The organism is Zobellia alginiliquefaciens (genome assembly GCF_029323795.1).
Lineage (GTDB): Bacteria > Bacteroidota > Bacteroidia > Flavobacteriales > Flavobacteriaceae > Zobellia > Zobellia alginiliquefaciens.
The window spans coordinates 2,981,817-2,998,555 of sequence record NZ_CP119758.1; the positions used below are offsets into that span (position 1 = coordinate 2,981,817).

A 16,739-nucleotide genomic window follows, 5' to 3' on the forward strand; every position below is an offset into this window, starting at 1 on the left:
ATCTCGGTTATTTCGGGATGCCTTTTTTTATTTCTAAATTGTACCTTAAATAATATCACATATGAAAAAGAGTATTCTGTTTTTGGCTGGAATGTTGGCCCTATCATGTGGTTCTTCAAAAATTGATGAATCGGTAACCCTTCAGAGTGAAGAGGCGGTTCAATTTGACCGCAACTTGATGGAAGTGCCAAAAAAAGCCAGTGATTTAGAGGGTATATCTCCTAGTCAATTTGCAAATGCGGAGCAAGTGGGTGTTATGATGAATTTTTTAGCTTCGGATGACCTTCAAGGCAGAGATACCGGTAGTGAAGGCATAGATAAAGCGGCCACGTATATTGAAGATATCTTCTCCAAGAACAATGTCAAGCCTTATTTTGATTCCTACAGGGATAAGCTTTCTAATTATGATCAACCGGCATTTAATGTTGTTGGTGTAGTAGAAGGTAACGATGCTTCACTAAAAGATGAATTTATAATCGTAGGTGCCCATTATGACCATATAGGTCTGATTGCCGAAGAGAATGGAGATAAAATAGCAAATGGAGCCAATGATAATGCAGCCGGTACTACTACAGTATTGGAACTAGCGCGTTACTTTGGAAAAGAAAATACTAACAAGCGTAGCATTCTATTCGTACTGTTCAGCGCTGAAGAAAAAGGATTATTAGGTTCAAAACATTTGGCACAGAAATTAAAAGAGCAGAATTTCAATCTTTATACCATGATAAATTATGAGATGGTAGGAGTGCCTCTAGTAGCAAAAAATTATTTGGCGTATTTAACGGGTTATGAAGCGTCTAATATGGCAGAGGTCATAAATTCATATGCGTCAGAAAAGTTTGCTGGATTTTTACCGAAAGCCAAAGAATTCAATCTTTTTAAACGATCGGACAATTATCCGTTTCACGAAGCTTTCAATGTTCCTTCACAAACGTTGTGCACTTTTGATTTTACAAATTTTGACCACTACCACAAAGTTGGTGATGAGGTTTCTGAGATGGACTTTGGTCATATGGCCAACTTAATCAATAAAAGTATACCTGTGCTTGAGGGCATCGCTAATTCATCAACTAAAGAAATTAAATACAACTAATGGCAAACGTAATTATAACCGGGTCTAGCAGGGGTATTGGTTTTGAACTTGCTAAATTATTTGCGGACGAAGGTCATAAGGTTTTAGCTTTATCTCGTAATGATAAGCCTATTTCTCAATTGGGTCATGAAAATATCTCTAGCTTTCCATTTGATCTGGGAAGCCCTTCGGATTTTAAAAAGATGGAGGATTTCATAGATGAAAATTTTGACTCTGTAGACCTGTTGATCAATAATGCAGGACGATTATTGAACAAGCCATTCCTTGAAACTGAAGCGGAAGAGTTTGAAGCGGTCTATAAGGTGAATGTGTTCGGTGTTGCGGAAATGACCAGAAGGGTTATTCCTAAAATGCCGAAAAATGGTCATGTGGTAACCATTAGTTCTATGGGCGGAGTACAGGGGAGCGTTAAGTTTCCGGGTTTATCGGCTTACAGTTCTAGTAAAGGAGCTGTAATAACACTTACGGAACTTTGGGCGGAAGAGTTCAAGGAAACTGGACCTTCTTTTAATGTGTTGGCCTTGGGAGCGGTTCAAACCGAAATGCTAGAGGAAGCCTTCCCTGGTTATGAAGCTTCGACTACGGCATTGCAAATGGCAGAATACATTAAGAGTTTTGCGTTGACCGGAAACCAACTTTACAACGGAAAGTTGCTGCAAGTGAGCAATAGTACACCTTAATTAAAATACGGTAAACAGGCGGTCAAGAATCGTAACGGTCTGCTTTGCTGCAATTTCGGGTGCTAATGAAGTATCCGAAATACCCGAAACTACTTTTGATATGTTATGGTCTACGGCTCCTGTGTTTGTCCAGGTGCTCATTGGTGCACTGGTGAGGTAGGCCGAAAAATTATGGTGCCCTGATCCCGGACGTTCACCAATGATATGCACAATGCCCTTATTTTCTGAAGTGTTGCGTTGTCCGAATAATATTTCTCCGCAGGCATATCCCGCACGTACCCTACCATGTTTGATGACGATATTCTTTGAGCTTACGGAATAGCCTTTGTTATTTAAGATGGTTTTTAAATGGGTAATGTAAGGCAATAGGTGACCATCATCCATTAAGGCTCTAGGGTTTAATCCATCAGAAACTATAAATTGAATGTCTGGAATATTTTCAGCCCAGGAATTACGTAAGTTTTCTAAACTTTTAACCGCTTTTTGCCCTAAGTGTTCTCCTGATTCAGGATGGTAAACATAGTCTTTGCGATCTGTGGAGTTTGTTGTAATTGAAATTGCTTGAGGTACGGTTAAGATAAATTCTGGAGTAATTTCTGTCCATAAGCTAACCTTGGCATCTTCATAAAGCAATTTTACTTCTCTTTCCAGTTGCGGATCAAGATTCCAGATATTTTCTCCATACCCTTCCGCCAATGGAACGCCACGTTCCTTTATCTGTGCGATTATATTTCTTCCTTCCTCGTAAATATCGGCTATGTCCCTATTGTCCTTTTTGGCTTTGCAGAATTTATAATATACCCACAGCGGGTCTCCAAAATGTTCTGTAGGTTTACCGCTCTGGTCTATGATTTCAATATGCTTGAAAAAATCCCACATAGCATCGTTAATTTTGTATCCGAACTGTTCTCGTATGCGCACGTGGTCGCTAAAAGAAGTGGTAAGGTAGCTTAGCATAGGGTCGTTCTTTGTAGGTAAAGCCATTAAATAAGCCGGATTGGCGGGCATTATTTCAGAAATGCACCAATCTAAATCTTCAAGGCTAACATCCATATGAAGGGTAGAGCAGATGTCTAAACCAATAGTTAGTCCGTGTAGTTTGCCCATAACCGTATCTTCCAGACAACACCGAACGAGCTGTTCTTTGGTCTTAAATACCTCTGGCCCTATAAAACCCGCCACATCGTTAACATGGAACCATGGTGCTTTCTCATTTGGCTTTCCATGTTTGGCTTTCAGTTGTAGAGCTCTGATAAAGCCATATTTGCGTGCTTCGTGTAAAACCATATCAAAACCTTCTCCATGGCCATTGGTGAAGTCCGCTCCTTGCCCAGTTTCGGCATAGAGTCCATACTGTGCTGTTCTGTTGGCAACATGCTTTTGCATTTTCTCAATGCTGACATCAAAAGTGGTATTGGCATTTACGGTACCGGCTAGACTTTGAAACCAAATGCCAGTAGTACCAGGTTGAATTTTTTCTACTTCTGCTTGAACATCAATATGGGAGAGTACGCAATTGGGCATTGTTTTTTCCAGTCCAAAAACCGTTAAAACATCAAATAAAGTCTGCTCTATTTTTGCAACGGATTCTATTTCGCTAGATACCGGGTTGGTGCCCAGTACCAAATCTCCCACACCATAGGACCATGCATCGAATACCTGCCATAAAATATCTTGTTCATTATCCGTAGGTGAATTTGGTTGAACCCTTGCGCTCAAATAACCTTTGCTCCCAATTTTGCTGTTCGGTAATGGGTTAAACACTTTTTCGCCTACCTGTATTAATTCGTCATTACTCATCAGTTTTACCAAGCAACCAATTATATCGCTAGTGAGTGAGGGCATGATTTTCTTGATGGCATCTTCGGGCTGGTCCAAAACGTAAGTTTTTAGTTTTCCAATGGTCCAATTTTCTATTGTTCTATCGGTCTGGGTAGAAGAGCTGATCAGTTTGGCTATTTCGTCTATATAAATAGATTTTTCGTTTAAATCTTTAATTCTGGTATTACTCAACAAGGTACGTGCTCTTTCTCTTGAAACGGAGCCTGCAGCCGCTAGGCCCAAACTTAGGTCGCCTTCTTTAAAATCATTGGCAGCACCCAGTATTTGACGATAAAGTGTTAGGTCTAGTTTTCCCTTTAGACGTTTGATGTAAGCGAAAATAGACTCTCCTTTTTTTAATTCTGAAAGGGTAATACCTTCTGTAGGTGGCGGAATAGAGGCTTGAGCGGTAAGACTGGTTTGATTAAATAGTACGGATGAGATTCCTAGAAGTCCCATTCTGGTTAAGAATTGTTTTCTGTTTATACGGCCCATATCTCAATTTTTATCTTTCAATCACTTCGTTGGTATACTGTAAGTTATAAATTTTTGATGAAGCCTTTCATTCGCTTAACCATTTATTAATGAAGTTCCCTTATTTTTGTAAGCAGTGAATAGTGTATTGCAAAAATATCTTCCCGAAAGGGCTGTAGAATCATGTTTGGAGTTGATTCAAAAAACGGGTGTCCACTTGAAAATCGTAAATGAACGCGTAACACGTCATGGCGATTATAGAAGGATGTCTAACGGTAAGCATCAAATAACGGTTAATTCAAACCTAAATAAATACAGATTTCTAATTACACTCATTCATGAAATTGCCCACTTGGTAGCTTTTGAAAAGTACGGTAGGAGTATAAAGCCCCATGGTAAGGAATGGAAGCGTATTTTTCAGTATTTGATGTTGCCATTTATTCGTCCTGAAATATTTCCAACTGAATTATTACCGCTATTAGCTAATCATTTTAAGAATCCAAAGGCCAGTAGTAGCACGGATGCTAGGCTTTCCATAGCTTTGAAGCATTTTGATGAACAGCAAACCAATAGAACTTACGTGTTTGAAGTGCCTTTAGGTAGTATTTTTCGTATATATAATGGTAAATTGTATAAAAAAGGAAATAGAAGAGTAAAGCGATATGAATGTGTAGAAGTCGCTACAGGACGAACGTATCTTTTTCAGCCAAATGCAGAGGTTGAATTGGTTTTTGAGTGATATTTGTAGGAAACAAAGAATAACTAACTATTTAATTAAGAAGGCGAAGGTCGTTTGACTTCCGTTACTATAGCAATCAAAAGATGAAAAACAAAAATTACTACGCAGTTTTAATGGCCGGTGGAGTCGGTTCTAGATTTTGGCCAATTAGTACATCATCTTATCCAAAACAATTTCATGATATGTTGGGTACAGGCGATACATTAATTCAAAAAACCTTCAAGCGCCTGAATAAATTTGTACCCACAGAGAATATTCTCATTTTGACCAACGAGCGTTATAACGATTTGGTGCTGGAACAGCTGCCTTTGGTGAAACAAGATCAGGTAGTGTTGGAGCCTGCCATGCGAAACACGGCACCGTGTATTTTATATGCAGCATTGAAGATTCAAAAAATGAACGAAAATGGTGTAATGATCGTGGCGCCTAGTGATCATTGGATTGAAGATGAGGAAGCATTTGCAAAAGATGTAACAGCTTGTTTTGATAAGTGTGAAAAAGAAGATGTGCTTTGTACATTAGGTATCAAGCCTTCTTTCCCGAATACGGGCTTTGGTTATATAGAATTTGAGAAAGAGAGTACAGAGGAAATTAAGAAGGTAAATCAGTTTCGTGAGAAACCGGATTATGAGACCGCTAAAGAGTTTTTGGCGCAGGGCAACTTCCTATGGAACGCCGGAATATTTATGTGGAGCGTGAAAACTATTGTAAGTGCGTTCAAAAACTATCAACCTGAACAATATTCACTTTTTGAATCTGGTATGTCTTCTTACAATACTGGAGAAGAAAAAGAGTTTATAAAAGAGAACTATCCAAAAGCGGAAAACATTTCTATAGATTACGCTATTTTGGAAAATTCGAAAGCCATATTTGTGCTTCCGGCGACTTTTGATTGGAACGATTTGGGTACTTGGGGGTCATTGTATGATAAGTTGGATAAGGATGAGGACAATAATGCTGTTGTAAACAGTAAGTCTTTAACAACTGATGCTTCGGGAAATATGATTAGGTCTCCCAAAGATAAAATAGTTGTAGTAGATGGCCTTAATGACTATATCATCGTAGACAAAAAAGAAGTACTTTTAATATATCCGAAATCAAAAGAACAAGATATCAAAAAGGTATTAGGTGCTGTTAAGGATAAATACGGAGATGAGTATGCCTAACAATAATATATGAGCGATAAACTGAACCAAGATAATATTACGCCTACTGAAGAGCCAAAGGAAAGTCAAGAAGCGGTAAAAAAAGATGCAAAAGGACTTTTGGAAAGTTTGCGAAGATTTTTGCGCGAACTATTGGATATTCGTGAGAATACGGATCAGGAAGCTACAAAGGAGGCTATTATTGCCGATATTCCTTTTAAGGGGCACACATCTTGGATTCTGATCTGTTCAATTTTTATTGCATCTATTGGGTTAAACGCAAACTCCACTGCAGTGGTCATTGGAGCGATGTTAATTTCGCCACTAATGGGACCTATTCTTGGTCTGGGAATGTCTTTGGCGATCAATGATATTGATACCTTGAGACGGTCGCTAAAGAATTTTGGGGTTATGGTGGTGCTTAGTGTATTGACCGCTTACCTTTTCTTTGAGTTCTTCCCCATTCAAGATGAGTCATCAGAACTTTTAGCGCGTACCGCACCGGATATTCGTGATGTTCTTATCGCATTTTTTGGTGGTCTTGCCCTGGTAATCGCGCGAGCAAAGAAAGGGACCATAGCTAGTGTTATTTTTGGTGTAGCTATTGCCACGGCTTTGATGCCTCCGCTATGTACAGTTGGCTTTGGTTTGGCCATTGGTAACCCAGGTTATGCACTTGGAGCTATGTATTTGTTTATTATAAACACTATTTTCATAGCCCTTGCTACATTTTTGACCATAAAACTATTGAAGTTTCCAATGGTTCGTTATGTGAATTCCGCCAAAAGAAGGCGTATTGCACGTATTGCTTCGGTGGTTGCTTTATTGGTAATGATTCCTGCAGGATACACGTTCTATAAAGTTTTTCAGGAGTCCATGTTTAAAAAACAGGCTATAGAATTTGTGAGTGCTACCATCGGTAAATATCAGTTTACAAGTGGAGGTAGATATCTTGACAATTTTACGACCATTGAATATAACGAAGGAAAGAATCCTGTAATTGAGCTTGTTAGTATGGGCAATGAAGTCATTCCGGCAAATATCATTGCTTCGTGGAACACCATGCTGAAAGAAGATGAAGATTATAAACGGTTAAGTAATGCCGAGTTACATGTGATACAAGGAGCGCAAAATGAGCAAGGGGACCAGTTGAAATATATTAACGAACTATACGAGTCTCAGAAAAATCAATTATCGAGTAAAGCTGAAAAAATTGCTTTTTTAGAGGCTGAGGTTACCCGTCTTCAGAGAGATGCCTCCAGACAGAAACAAATACCTTTTCAAGATATAAGTGCGGAGGCAAAAGCTAATTACGAAAATCTGGTTTCTCTTCAATATGATAATGCGGTAATCACCGATTTTAATAAAATAGATACACTATCAATTTTTGAAGTAAAGTGGAAAGAAGGTATAAAGCAAAGTAAAATTCTTGCTGAAAACAAAAGGGTTCATGAGTGGCTAAAAGTACGGTTAAAAGACACTACCATTCAGTTAAGGGGCTCTTCTAAATAGAGTTATAAGGGGCCGTGTTTAATTTCGCTCCTCAATATACATTTGCCGCACTTTTTTAAAGAGGTTAGATGAGTATACAAAATCGGTAACGGTCTCGTTATCGGTTTTAAATATTTCTTTATTACTTCCTTCCCAAGCTTTTAATCCATCTTTTAGGAAAAGAATTTTTTCCCCTATTTCCATCACAGAGTTCATGTCATGTGTATTGATAATAGTGGTTATATCATATTCTTCCGTAATCTCTTTAATAAGGTTGTCTATTACAATAGCTGTTTTAGGGTCAAGGCCGGAATTGGGTTCATCACAAAATAGATATTTTGGATTCATAACAATAGCGCGGGCAATAGCAACCCGCTTTTGCATTCCTCCAGAAATTTCGGAAGGGAATTTGTGATGTGCGTCCACGAGGTTAACACGTTTTAGTACAAAATCTGTCCTGTCTTGAATTTCGGATTTGGATTGCTTAGTAAACATCTCTAAGGGAAATTTTACATTACCCTCCACGGTCATGGAGTCGAATAAGGCGCTTCCTTGGAAAACCATACCCATTTCTTGGCGCAAGTCTCTTTTCTGCTCGTTACTAAGGTCTGCATAAACTTGTCCATCATAGCTAATTGTTCCTTCTTCAGGGGTAAAAAGCCCTAACAAGCATTTTAAGAAAACCGTTTTACCGGATCCACTTTGTCCAATAATAAGGTTAGTTTTTCCTTTATGAAAACTGGTTGTAATTCCTTTAAGGATATGGGCTTCGTCAAAAGACTTATGTATGTCGTTTACTTCTATCATTGGCCTAATAAGAGTTGGGTGAGTATATAGTTTGCAACAATAATAACCACACTTGTCCATACAAATGAGGTAGTACTGGCTTTACCTACCTCTAGCGCACCTCCGGTCATGTAGAAGCCATGGTAGGAAGGTACTGTGGCCAAAACAAAAGCAAAGACCAAAGTTTTAAGAAAAGCATAGGTTATGTGAAAGGGTATAAAATCTAATTGCACCCCTTCTATAAAATCTGCGCTGGTGCTAAATCCACCAAAAACAGCTGCCATCCACCCGCCAAAAATACCAACATACATGGCAATTGAAATAATGAAAGGGTACAGGCATAATGCAACGATTTTAGGGAAAACCAGATAGTTGAGTGCATTCACGCCCATAACTTCTAATGCATCTATTTGCTCGGTAACACGCATGGATCCAATACTGGATGTAATATAGGAACCTACCTTCCCTGCCATGATAATAGAGCAGAAAGTAGGTGCGAATTCTAGAATAATGGACTGTCTTGTGGCAAAACCTACTAAACTTTTGGGAATAAGTTCGCTAGTTATATTCAACGCTGTCTGTATGGCAACAACAGCGCCCATGAAAAAAGCAATGAAAATTAAGATGCCCAAGGAGCCGAAGATAAGTTCATCTACTTCTTTCAAAATCAGCGACTTCATAATGCGCCATTTTGTAGGTTTCTTAAAGACCTCTTTTATCATAATGGCATATCTGCCAATCGATGTTAGGTAGTTCATGTGATGAAAATAGGTATATCCTAACAAAAATAACAATAAACGATTTCATTTAACCTGCATTTAAAGTTTAAAAGGGGAATTTATTTACTTTTGCTACCTCAATAAATCTACTATGCACAAGAATTTTTTTATCTTATTTTTTACCTTTTTTGCAATTGCTTTTTTACCATCGAATTCATTTGGCCAACGAAAAGCTAAAGAACAAACTAAAACCCAATTAAAAACTGAGCCTAAATTGGTAGTGGGTATAGTTGTAGATCAAATGAGGTATGATTACCTCACTCGGTTTTGGAACCATTATGGTGATGGCGGGTTTAAACGCTTGGTAAATGAAGGGTTCAATTGTAAAAACAATCATTTTAACTACGCACCTACCAGTACAGGGCCTGGTCATGCATCGGTTTATACTGGAACAACACCGGCGGTACATGGAATAATAGGTAACAATTGGTATGATAAAACAGCAGAAGAAGATGTGTACTGCGCCGGGGATTCTGCATATAACTCAGTTGGTACCACTTCGGAAGCAGGGCAAATGTCGCCCCATAGAATGACGGTTACCACTATAACAGATGAGCTTAGGCTACATACCCAAATGCGTGGTAAAACAATTGCGGTAGCTTTAAAAGATAGAGGAGCCGTACTTCCTGGTGGGCATACGGCAAATGCAGCCTATTGGTTTAGCCATGGTGCATGGGTAACCAGTTCTTTTTATATGGATAAATTACCTAGTTGGGTCGAAAAATTTAATTCGGAGAAATCCTTTGATACCTATAAAAAACCTTGGAAAACCTTAAAGAATAGTAATGATTATGTTGAAAGTGGGCTAGACTACAATACCTACGAAGGTTTGTTTAAAGGAGAGAAGTCTCCGGTTTTTCCTCATGACCTTCCAAAACTTTGGGATGAGAACGGAAAATATGAGATGTTAAAAGCAACTCCTTTTGGTAACTCTATGACTGCGGATTTTGCTATAGCCGCATTAGAGGCAGAGCAGTTAGGAGCAGATGCTATAACGGATTTCTTGGCAGTTAGTTTTTCAAGTACGGATTATGTAGGGCATAAGTTTGGCGTTAACTCAAAAGAAGTTCAAGATACGTATATGCGGTTGGATGAAGATTTAGAGCGCCTTTTTAAAGAACTGGATCGTAAAGTTGGCAAAGGGGAATATACCGTGTTTTTAACGGCAGACCACGCAGCAATTGATGTGCCAGCGTACCTTAAAGATCAAAGAATACCTGCGGATTATGTAGGTTGGGATGCCATGAAAGCCGATTTCTCTCAATTCTTAGAGTTTAATTATGGTACCACGGACATTGTTAAGGATTTTTCAAATGAGCAATATTTCTTGGACCACAAAATTATAGAAAATTTAGATTTAAGTGTTCAGGAGGTACAAGAGACCATTGCCAAAGAGGTCTTGACTTATAAAGGAATTGATAGGGTGTATACGGCGTACCAAATGTGGCAGAATAATTATACCCACGGTATTCCATACATTCTTCAAAATGGATATAATCAAAAACGTTCAGGAGATGTATTGGTAGTATTGTCTCCAGGAACGATTTCATACCCTGAAACAGGTTCCACACATGGTTCTCCACAGATATATGATACCCATGTGCCTTTACTTTTTTATGGTGCCGGAATAAAGCAGGGCAGTACAGTAGAAAAAACTGAAATTGACGATATTGCACCTACCGTGGCATCTTTGCTGGGTATCGCTTTTCCAAGTGGGGCAACAGGAAGCCCTATAGCAAAAGTTTTGGAGTAATTAAAGGGAGAATATGAGTAGTAAGCCTATAGGTGTTTTTGATTCAGGGGTAGGTGGGACTTCCATTTGGAAGGAAATCCAAAAGCTGCTGCCAAATGAGGATACCATTTATTTGGCTGACAGTAAGAATGCGCCGTACGGAGAAAAATCTCAAGAAGAGATTCTTCAACTTAGTATCAAAAATACAGAGTTACTATTGGAGAAGGGGTGTAAGCTCATTGTGGTAGCCTGTAATACGGCAACTACAAATGCTATTAGTAACTTGCGGGCGCAATATAAGGTCCCTTTTATTGGTATTGAACCTGCAATTAAACCCGCTGCATTACAGTCTAAATCTAAGACGGTTGGAGTACTGGCAACAAAGGGGACCTTGGCTAGTAGCCTTTTTCATAGTACATCCGAAAACCATGCCAATGGAATTAAGATTATAGAACAAGAGGGCACGGGTTTGGTTCCGTTAATAGAGAGTGGTAAAGTAGCTACTGAGGAAACTATAAACTTATTGAATACCTATATAAGTCCAATGTTAGAACAAGATATGGATCATCTGGTACTGGGCTGTACTCATTATCCTTATCTAATTCCTACTTTAAAAAGTATTTTACCCGACCATGTGAAAATTATTGATTCAGGTGAAGCAGTTGCACGGCAGGTGAAAGCCGTTTTGGAAAAAAAAGATCTTTTAAATACATCCAATAACTCAGCAATCCATGAATTGTTTACCAATATAAATCCGCAGGTATTAGAGAGTTTTGTCAATGACGTAGAAGCTACCCTTTCTGTTCAAAGATTAGACTTTTAGATAGGTTAAATAGGTGAAAGCGTATTTGTGTTTTTCATCTTGTGGGTGATACTGTTCCGTAGCAAGCTCCCAAATAGTTTCGTCTATTTCCGGAAAAAAAGTATCGGCATCTTCAAAAGTGCCATGTACACGGGTAATTTCAAGTTTATTGGCGTATTCCATGCCTAACTTGTAAATTTCTCCACCTCCAATTATATAGGACAAAGGTTCATCTTTAACCAGTTCTAAGGCCTCGTTTAATGAATGTACTACAACGCAAACGTCATAATCAACGGTATAATCCTTATCTCGCGTTATAATAACATGTTTACGGTTGGGCAAAGGTTTAGGGAAGCTTTCGTATGTTTTTCTACCCATTATTATGGTATGGCCAGATGTGAGGCTTTTAAACCTCTTAAAATCATCCGGAAGGTACCATAAGAGATCGTTGTCTTTTCCTAGAGCATCGTTTTCGGCAGCTGCCGCTATCATAGCTACGGTGTTCATGGTTCTATTTTTTTGTTGATTTTGGATAGGGGAAAATCGGTCTCTATTTCTTTTTGTATTTCGGCAATACGTTTCTTTTGTTTTGCTACCAGTTTTTCACGTTGGGAGCGTTCCCATTCCTTTCCCATGAATTTTTGAGTTACAAAAACGTTGAAGGCATGTATAATAAAAAGAAAGGCCCAAAAGGTAATACCCCAAATGAACCAGTCATACGTATTACCATATTTTAAAATCTTATTAACCAGAATTAGGAAAACACTACCAATAAGAAAGATTACAAAGTGTGTGAATAACCTTTTCTTTTGTTTGATACGGGTTTGAGCGTTCTCGAGCATTTCATGTTGCTCAAGGTCTACTTCAGAGCGGTTTTTGTTTTTAGAGAACATACGAATCGTTACCTTTAGAGTACAAAGATAAGGCAATTGCCGACACAGAAAATATCATATGAAAAATACCAGAAAACACTTTCCTGTTTTAAGTCAGTATATCTATGCGAACACTGCATCGGCAGGATTGCTTAATGATGATTTAATGGAGTGGCGTCAAGAGCATGACTTGGATTACCTGATCGGCGGCAGTAACTTTAGGAATAAAGCTGTGACTAAATTAATTCCCGAAACACGTGAGGCGGTGGCAAATTTCTTTGCTGCAAAAAAAGAAAACACGGCGTTGGTTCAAAACTTTACATTGGGCCTAAATATGTTGTTGGATGGTTTGGATAAGAGCCATAAGGTTTTATTGATCAAGGATGATTATCCGTCTTTAAACTGGCCGTTTGAATATAGAGGTTTTGACACCCATTATGTAGTGTTGGATGCGAATCTGGAGGGAAGCATTAGAAATAAAATTCAAGAAGAAAAAATATCTATTTTGGCTTTGAGTGTGGTGCAATGGACTAACGGCATTAAAATAAGTATGAATTTTCTTACGGAGATAAAAAATAAATTTCCTAACTTGAAGATTATAGCAGATGGTACTCAGTTTTGTGGTACCACTAATTTTAATTTTGAGAATTCACCTTTGGATGTTCTTGGGGCAAGTGCCTACAAATGGTTGCTGTCCGGTTATGGAAACGGGTTTATGTTATTTAAGGATGGGCTAGCGGAAATGTTTCCCGTTAAGACCATAGGTTACAGTGCATCGGGACATGATATTGATGCGCGGGATAGAATACCTTTTGCTAATCGATTTGAGCCTGGTCACTTGGACACGTTGAATTTTGGGAGTTTAAAATTTTCTTTGGAATATTTAAGTAGTTTAGGGAAAACAACTATTGAAAATCAGCTGAAACTTCTCTCAATAAAAGCAAAAGAAGAGTTTGGGCGGTTGGGATTATTGTCCAAGGTTGTACTAGAGAGAGATGACCATAGTACCATATTTAATATCAATGGAGATAGCGCTCTATTTCAAAAATTAACGGAGAACGGAGTCATCTGTTCGCAACGTGGAGAAGGCATAAGGTTAAGTTTTCATTTTTATAATAGTGAAGAGGATATTGATAAGGTTGTAAAAATCATAGAAACAGCTACATAGCACTTTGTAATGTAGAAATTAAAATTGCTTTTTTTGCATCTACACACCATTTGTTATGTAAATATTGCGAAAATGATAAAAATGCGTTAATCATTGTATATGAGCATTTTAATATATTAGTTTTACCCCCGATTTCGAAACAAAAAAATCAATTTAAAATAATACATACATGGCAATTTCAAAACAGTATCTAAAGACAAAACCCGTTTGTAAAGTTACTTTTACCGTTCCAGCGGAAGAGGCTACAAAAGTAGCTGTAGTTGGTGATTTCAATAACTGGAAAGCTAGCAAAGCAAGTGCATTGAAAAAATTGAAAAATGGAAATTTCAAAGGCACTTTAGAACTTCCTAAAGAAGCTTCTTTTGAGTTCAAATATATAATTGATGGAAACTACGTAAACGAAGCAGAAGCTGATCGTTACCAGTGGAACGATTATGCAGGTGGCGAAAATGCCGTTCTGGATCTATAGTTTTTTTCGTTAGAAAAATAATTAAAGCCGGAACATTATTATATGCTCCGGCTTTTTAATTTTAAGTCAACATCCACATCACTTATTGAAAAATGAAAGTATGTGGTGCTTGCCCTATTTTTATTTTTCCACGGTTACGCCTTTCCAAAAAGCAACATAACCTTTTATGCTTTTTGCGAGTGGACTAACCTCTGGGTAATACCAGGCTGCGTCCGGATTTTGCTTACCGTCTACTTCTAATGTGTAGTAATGGGCTTGTCCTTTCCATGGGCAAGTAGTATGTGTTTCACTGGTTTTAAAATAGTCTTTTTTAATACTTTCCGCTGGAAAATAGTGATTGTTTTCAACAACAACGGTTTCATTGCTCTCCGCTATTATCGTATCGTTCCAAATTGCTTTCATAGTACTACATATTTTTACCATTTGTTAGATGGTAGGTTCGTAATGGCATTATGATGAGAAGGAAGTTGCTATTGTTTTGTAAGAACAAAATTCTTGTAATGTTTTTCAGTATCACAAAACTCAGTTTCTATTTTTAGGCCGGATTTTTCAGCCAGCCAAGCAACAACTTTATCATCATATTTTTGAGAAATTTCGGTGTGTACCGTTTCCCATTGCTCAAAATTAATTAGTACGTCTAGCTTTGCAATACTTACAGTTTGTGCTTCTTTAGCCACTAAGTAGCTCTTTGCAGTCCCTGTTTCTGGGTCATACACTTCCCAATGTAGAAATTTATCTAAATCAAAATTTCCGTCTAGTTCTTTGTTGATACGAGATAGGACATTTTTGTTGAATGCCGCTGTAATTCCGTTTTGATCATTATAGGCATCCAATACGGTTTGTGGGTTTTTCTTCATATCAAAACCAATGAACAGTAAGTCTTCCTTTTCCATAAGCTGTTGTACACTTTTTAGAAAAACTATGGCTTGCTCATGAAGAAGGTTCCCAATATTTGAGCCCAAGAACAAAATCACTTTTTTAGTGCCGTTTTCAGCATTTATTTTTTTTAAAGCTTCAAAATAAGTTCCTTGTTGAGGTTCTACTTTAACGTTGGGAAGTTCATTTTGTAATGAGTCTTCTAGACCGTTAAGTACGTTTTGACTAATATCTATTGGCTGATACTTAAAATCAAAACCATTTTCCGAAAGGTGTTTTAATAGAATTTTAGTCTTTTTGCCATCTCCGGCACCTAATTCTATAAGCTTGAATTTTGGGTTTCCTGACGCAAACAAGTTGGCAATCTCTGTAGTATGATTTTTTAAAATGTCGTATTCCTTGCGAGTGAGATAATACTCGGGCATGTTCATTATATCTTGAAACAGCTTGTCGCCTTTTTCGTCATAGAAATATTTGGACGACAAATGTTTTGGAAAAGTGGTTAGACCAGTAAAAACGTCTTCTTCAAATTGGGTTTCGAAAAGCACTTCGGTTGGTTTTTGCATGATGTTTAAGTCGAGATTTTTTTAGAAACTATACCTGTGTGGTGAAATTTATTTAACTAATCGAAAGCCTGTGTACTGCCATCTTAGATCGGTCTGGAAAAAGTTGCGATAGGTGGGTCTGGTGTGGCGCATTGGTGTAGCAACGGAACCTCCTCGTAAAACTTTTTGGTTCACCATAAACTTACCGTTGTATTCGCCTAGCGCACCATCTGCTTTTGTGTAGTTAGGGTAGGGTAAATAGGCACTTTCTGTCCATTCCCAACGCTTGCCCCAAGTGAAGCGGTTTTGCGCGGCTTCCCACTCAAACTCCGTGGGTAGGCGGCATTCTTTCCATTGGGCAAATGCAAATGCTTCAAAATATGAAATATGTGTTACAGGGGCTTCAAGTGAGATTGTTTGAAGTCCGTTTAATGTGTAGTTGTACCAAACATCATCTATTAAATGCCAATAAAGCGGTGCGGAAATCTCATTTTGATTTACCCAATCCCAGCCTGCGGCATGCCAAAGATCAAATTTTTGATAGCCTCCAGCCTCAATAAATTCAATATACTCTTGGTTGGAAACTAAATTGTTCGATATTTCAAACGGATGTAAGTATACCTTGTGTCTGCTTAATTCATTGTCATAACAGAAAGCATCCGAGTTGTGTCCTATTTCATAAATTCCTTCCGCTATAGAAATCCATTCTTGAGCTGTATTTTCTAGAGGGTGTTCCTTAAAACTATCGGAATAGGAGGGGAGTAACGGATTGTTGCCTAGTATATATTTAATATCTGTGAGCAGCAATTCTTGATGCTGTTTTTCATGATGAATGCCTATTTCCAATAAGTCATATAACTCTTTATTTTGGGAGATAGTAAAAAGATTTTTCATAGCCTCGGTCACATATGCACGGTAAGTGTATACGCTGTCTACCGAAGGACGAGATAGATTGCCACGATCGGAACGGACAACTCTTTTTCCAACAGTTTCGTAGTAGCTATTAAAGACAAAAGAAAAGTCTTCATCAAAAACTTTATAACCACTATCATGTGGTTTTAAAATGAATTCTTCAAAAAACCATGAGGTATGACCTAAGTGCCACTTTGGAGGTGATACGTCAACAATTGGCTGTACCACATAATCTTCAATTTCTAAAGGCCTGCAAATGTTTTCAGTATGTTCTCGGGTCTCTAGAAAAAAATCTAAAAGGGAATCGGTCAATGTCATAGCAATTCTATTATCCTATAAATATAAGGATTATAGA

At 38.0% G+C, this 16,739-nt stretch carries 17 protein-coding genes; 9 read left to right on the plus strand and 8 right to left on the minus strand.

Annotated features, from left to right (window positions below; all coding sequences use genetic code 11):
- The first annotated feature begins 61 nt into the window (after window positions 1-61).
- Together P0077_RS12485 and P0077_RS12490 are read left to right on the plus strand one after the other, a co-directional pair.
- Window positions 62-1,093 (plus strand): M28 family metallopeptidase, encoded by a 1,032-nt coding sequence (locus tag P0077_RS12485; RefSeq protein ID WP_276165567.1) that lies wholly within the window; start codon window positions 62-64, stop codon window positions 1,091-1,093.
- Entirely contained in the window at window positions 1,093-1,773 is a 681-nt protein-coding gene (locus P0077_RS12490; protein ID WP_276165568.1) for an SDR family NAD(P)-dependent oxidoreductase, read from the plus strand. The genes P0077_RS12485 and P0077_RS12490 overlap by 1 nt, the downstream gene beginning before the upstream one ends.
- Here the strand turns inward: P0077_RS12490 and eutB are convergent, their stop codons facing one another.
- Window positions 1,774-4,089 (minus strand): ethanolamine ammonia-lyase subunit EutB, encoded by a 2,316-nt coding sequence (gene eutB, locus P0077_RS12495; protein WP_276165569.1) that lies wholly within the window; start codon window positions 4,087-4,089, stop codon window positions 1,774-1,776. It abuts the gene before it with no gap.
- A gap of 115 nt (window positions 4,090-4,204) precedes the next feature.
- On the opposite strand from eutB, the gene P0077_RS12500 reads away from it, so the two are divergent.
- From P0077_RS12500 to P0077_RS12510, 3 genes are all read left to right on the plus strand, one after another.
- The gene (locus P0077_RS12500; protein WP_276165570.1) at window positions 4,205-4,807 is read left to right on the plus strand and encodes a SprT-like domain-containing protein; all 603 of its coding nucleotides are present in this window, start codon (window positions 4,205-4,207) and stop codon (window positions 4,805-4,807) included.
- An 83-nt stretch (window positions 4,808-4,890) separates the two neighbouring features.
- Window positions 4,891-5,973 carry a mannose-1-phosphate guanylyltransferase gene (locus P0077_RS12505; RefSeq protein WP_276165571.1) on the plus strand — a complete coding sequence of 361 codons (1,083 nt, stop codon included), beginning with the start codon at window positions 4,891-4,893 and terminating at the stop codon, window positions 5,971-5,973.
- A 9-nt stretch (window positions 5,974-5,982) separates the two neighbouring features.
- Window positions 5,983-7,464: a DUF389 domain-containing protein gene (locus P0077_RS12510; protein WP_276165572.1), complete on the plus strand. Its 1,482-nt coding sequence runs from the start codon at window positions 5,983-5,985 to the stop codon at window positions 7,462-7,464.
- An 18-nt stretch (window positions 7,465-7,482) separates the two neighbouring features.
- Here P0077_RS12510 and P0077_RS12515 read toward each other — a convergent pair whose 3' ends face one another.
- Both P0077_RS12515 and P0077_RS12520 read right to left on the minus strand, forming a co-directional pair.
- A complete protein-coding gene (locus P0077_RS12515) occupies window positions 7,483-8,250 on the minus strand; it encodes an ABC transporter ATP-binding protein (protein ID WP_276165573.1) in 768 nt (255 codons plus the stop codon).
- On the minus strand, window positions 8,247-8,987 hold the full coding sequence (locus tag P0077_RS12520; RefSeq protein WP_276165574.1) for an MlaE family ABC transporter permease: 741 nt from the start codon (window positions 8,985-8,987) through the stop codon (window positions 8,247-8,249). The genes P0077_RS12515 and P0077_RS12520 overlap by 4 nt, the downstream gene beginning before the upstream one ends.
- Window positions 8,988-9,099: 112 nt before the next feature.
- On the opposite strand from P0077_RS12520, the gene pafA reads away from it, so the two are divergent.
- On the plus strand, window positions 9,100-10,761 hold the full coding sequence (gene pafA, locus P0077_RS12525; RefSeq protein WP_276165575.1) for an alkaline phosphatase PafA: 1,662 nt from the start codon (window positions 9,100-9,102) through the stop codon (window positions 10,759-10,761).
- Between the two features lie 13 nt (window positions 10,762-10,774).
- The gene (gene murI, locus P0077_RS12530) at window positions 10,775-11,563 is read left to right on the plus strand and encodes a glutamate racemase (RefSeq protein WP_276165576.1); all 789 of its coding nucleotides are present in this window, start codon (window positions 10,775-10,777) and stop codon (window positions 11,561-11,563) included.
- On the opposite strand, the gene P0077_RS12535 is transcribed toward murI, so the two are convergent.
- Together P0077_RS12535 and P0077_RS12540 are read right to left on the minus strand one after the other, a co-directional pair.
- The gene (locus P0077_RS12535; protein ID WP_276165577.1) at window positions 11,552-12,049 is read right to left on the minus strand and encodes a dihydrofolate reductase; all 498 of its coding nucleotides are present in this window, start codon (window positions 12,047-12,049) and stop codon (window positions 11,552-11,554) included. The two genes, murI and P0077_RS12535, sit on opposite strands and share 12 nt — an antisense overlap.
- On the minus strand, window positions 12,046-12,435 hold the full coding sequence (locus P0077_RS12540) for a 2TM domain-containing protein (RefSeq protein ID WP_276165578.1): 390 nt from the start codon (window positions 12,433-12,435) through the stop codon (window positions 12,046-12,048). The genes P0077_RS12535 and P0077_RS12540 overlap by 4 nt, the downstream gene beginning before the upstream one ends.
- A gap of 58 nt (window positions 12,436-12,493) precedes the next feature.
- On the opposite strand from P0077_RS12540, the gene P0077_RS12545 reads away from it, so the two are divergent.
- Window positions 12,494-13,582, plus strand: a complete 1,089-nt coding sequence (locus P0077_RS12545; protein WP_276165579.1) for an aminotransferase class V-fold PLP-dependent enzyme — start codon at window positions 12,494-12,496, stop codon at window positions 13,580-13,582.
- 169 nt (window positions 13,583-13,751) lie between these two features.
- Window positions 13,752-14,051, plus strand: coding sequence for an isoamylase early set domain-containing protein (locus P0077_RS12550; protein WP_276165580.1), 300 nt, complete (start codon window positions 13,752-13,754; stop codon window positions 14,049-14,051).
- 120 nt (window positions 14,052-14,171) lie between these two features.
- Here the strand turns inward: P0077_RS12550 and P0077_RS12555 are convergent, their stop codons facing one another.
- From P0077_RS12555 to egtB, 3 genes are all read right to left on the minus strand, one after another.
- A complete protein-coding gene (locus P0077_RS12555; protein WP_276165581.1) occupies window positions 14,172-14,453 on the minus strand; it encodes a DUF427 domain-containing protein in 282 nt (93 codons plus the stop codon).
- A gap of 68 nt (window positions 14,454-14,521) precedes the next feature.
- A complete protein-coding gene (gene egtD, locus P0077_RS12560) occupies window positions 14,522-15,493 on the minus strand; it encodes an L-histidine N(alpha)-methyltransferase (RefSeq protein WP_276165582.1) in 972 nt (323 codons plus the stop codon).
- Between the two features lie 48 nt (window positions 15,494-15,541).
- A complete protein-coding gene (gene egtB, locus P0077_RS12565) occupies window positions 15,542-16,702 on the minus strand; it encodes an ergothioneine biosynthesis protein EgtB (RefSeq protein WP_276165583.1) in 1,161 nt (386 codons plus the stop codon).
- Window positions 16,703-16,739: the final 37 nt, after the last annotated feature.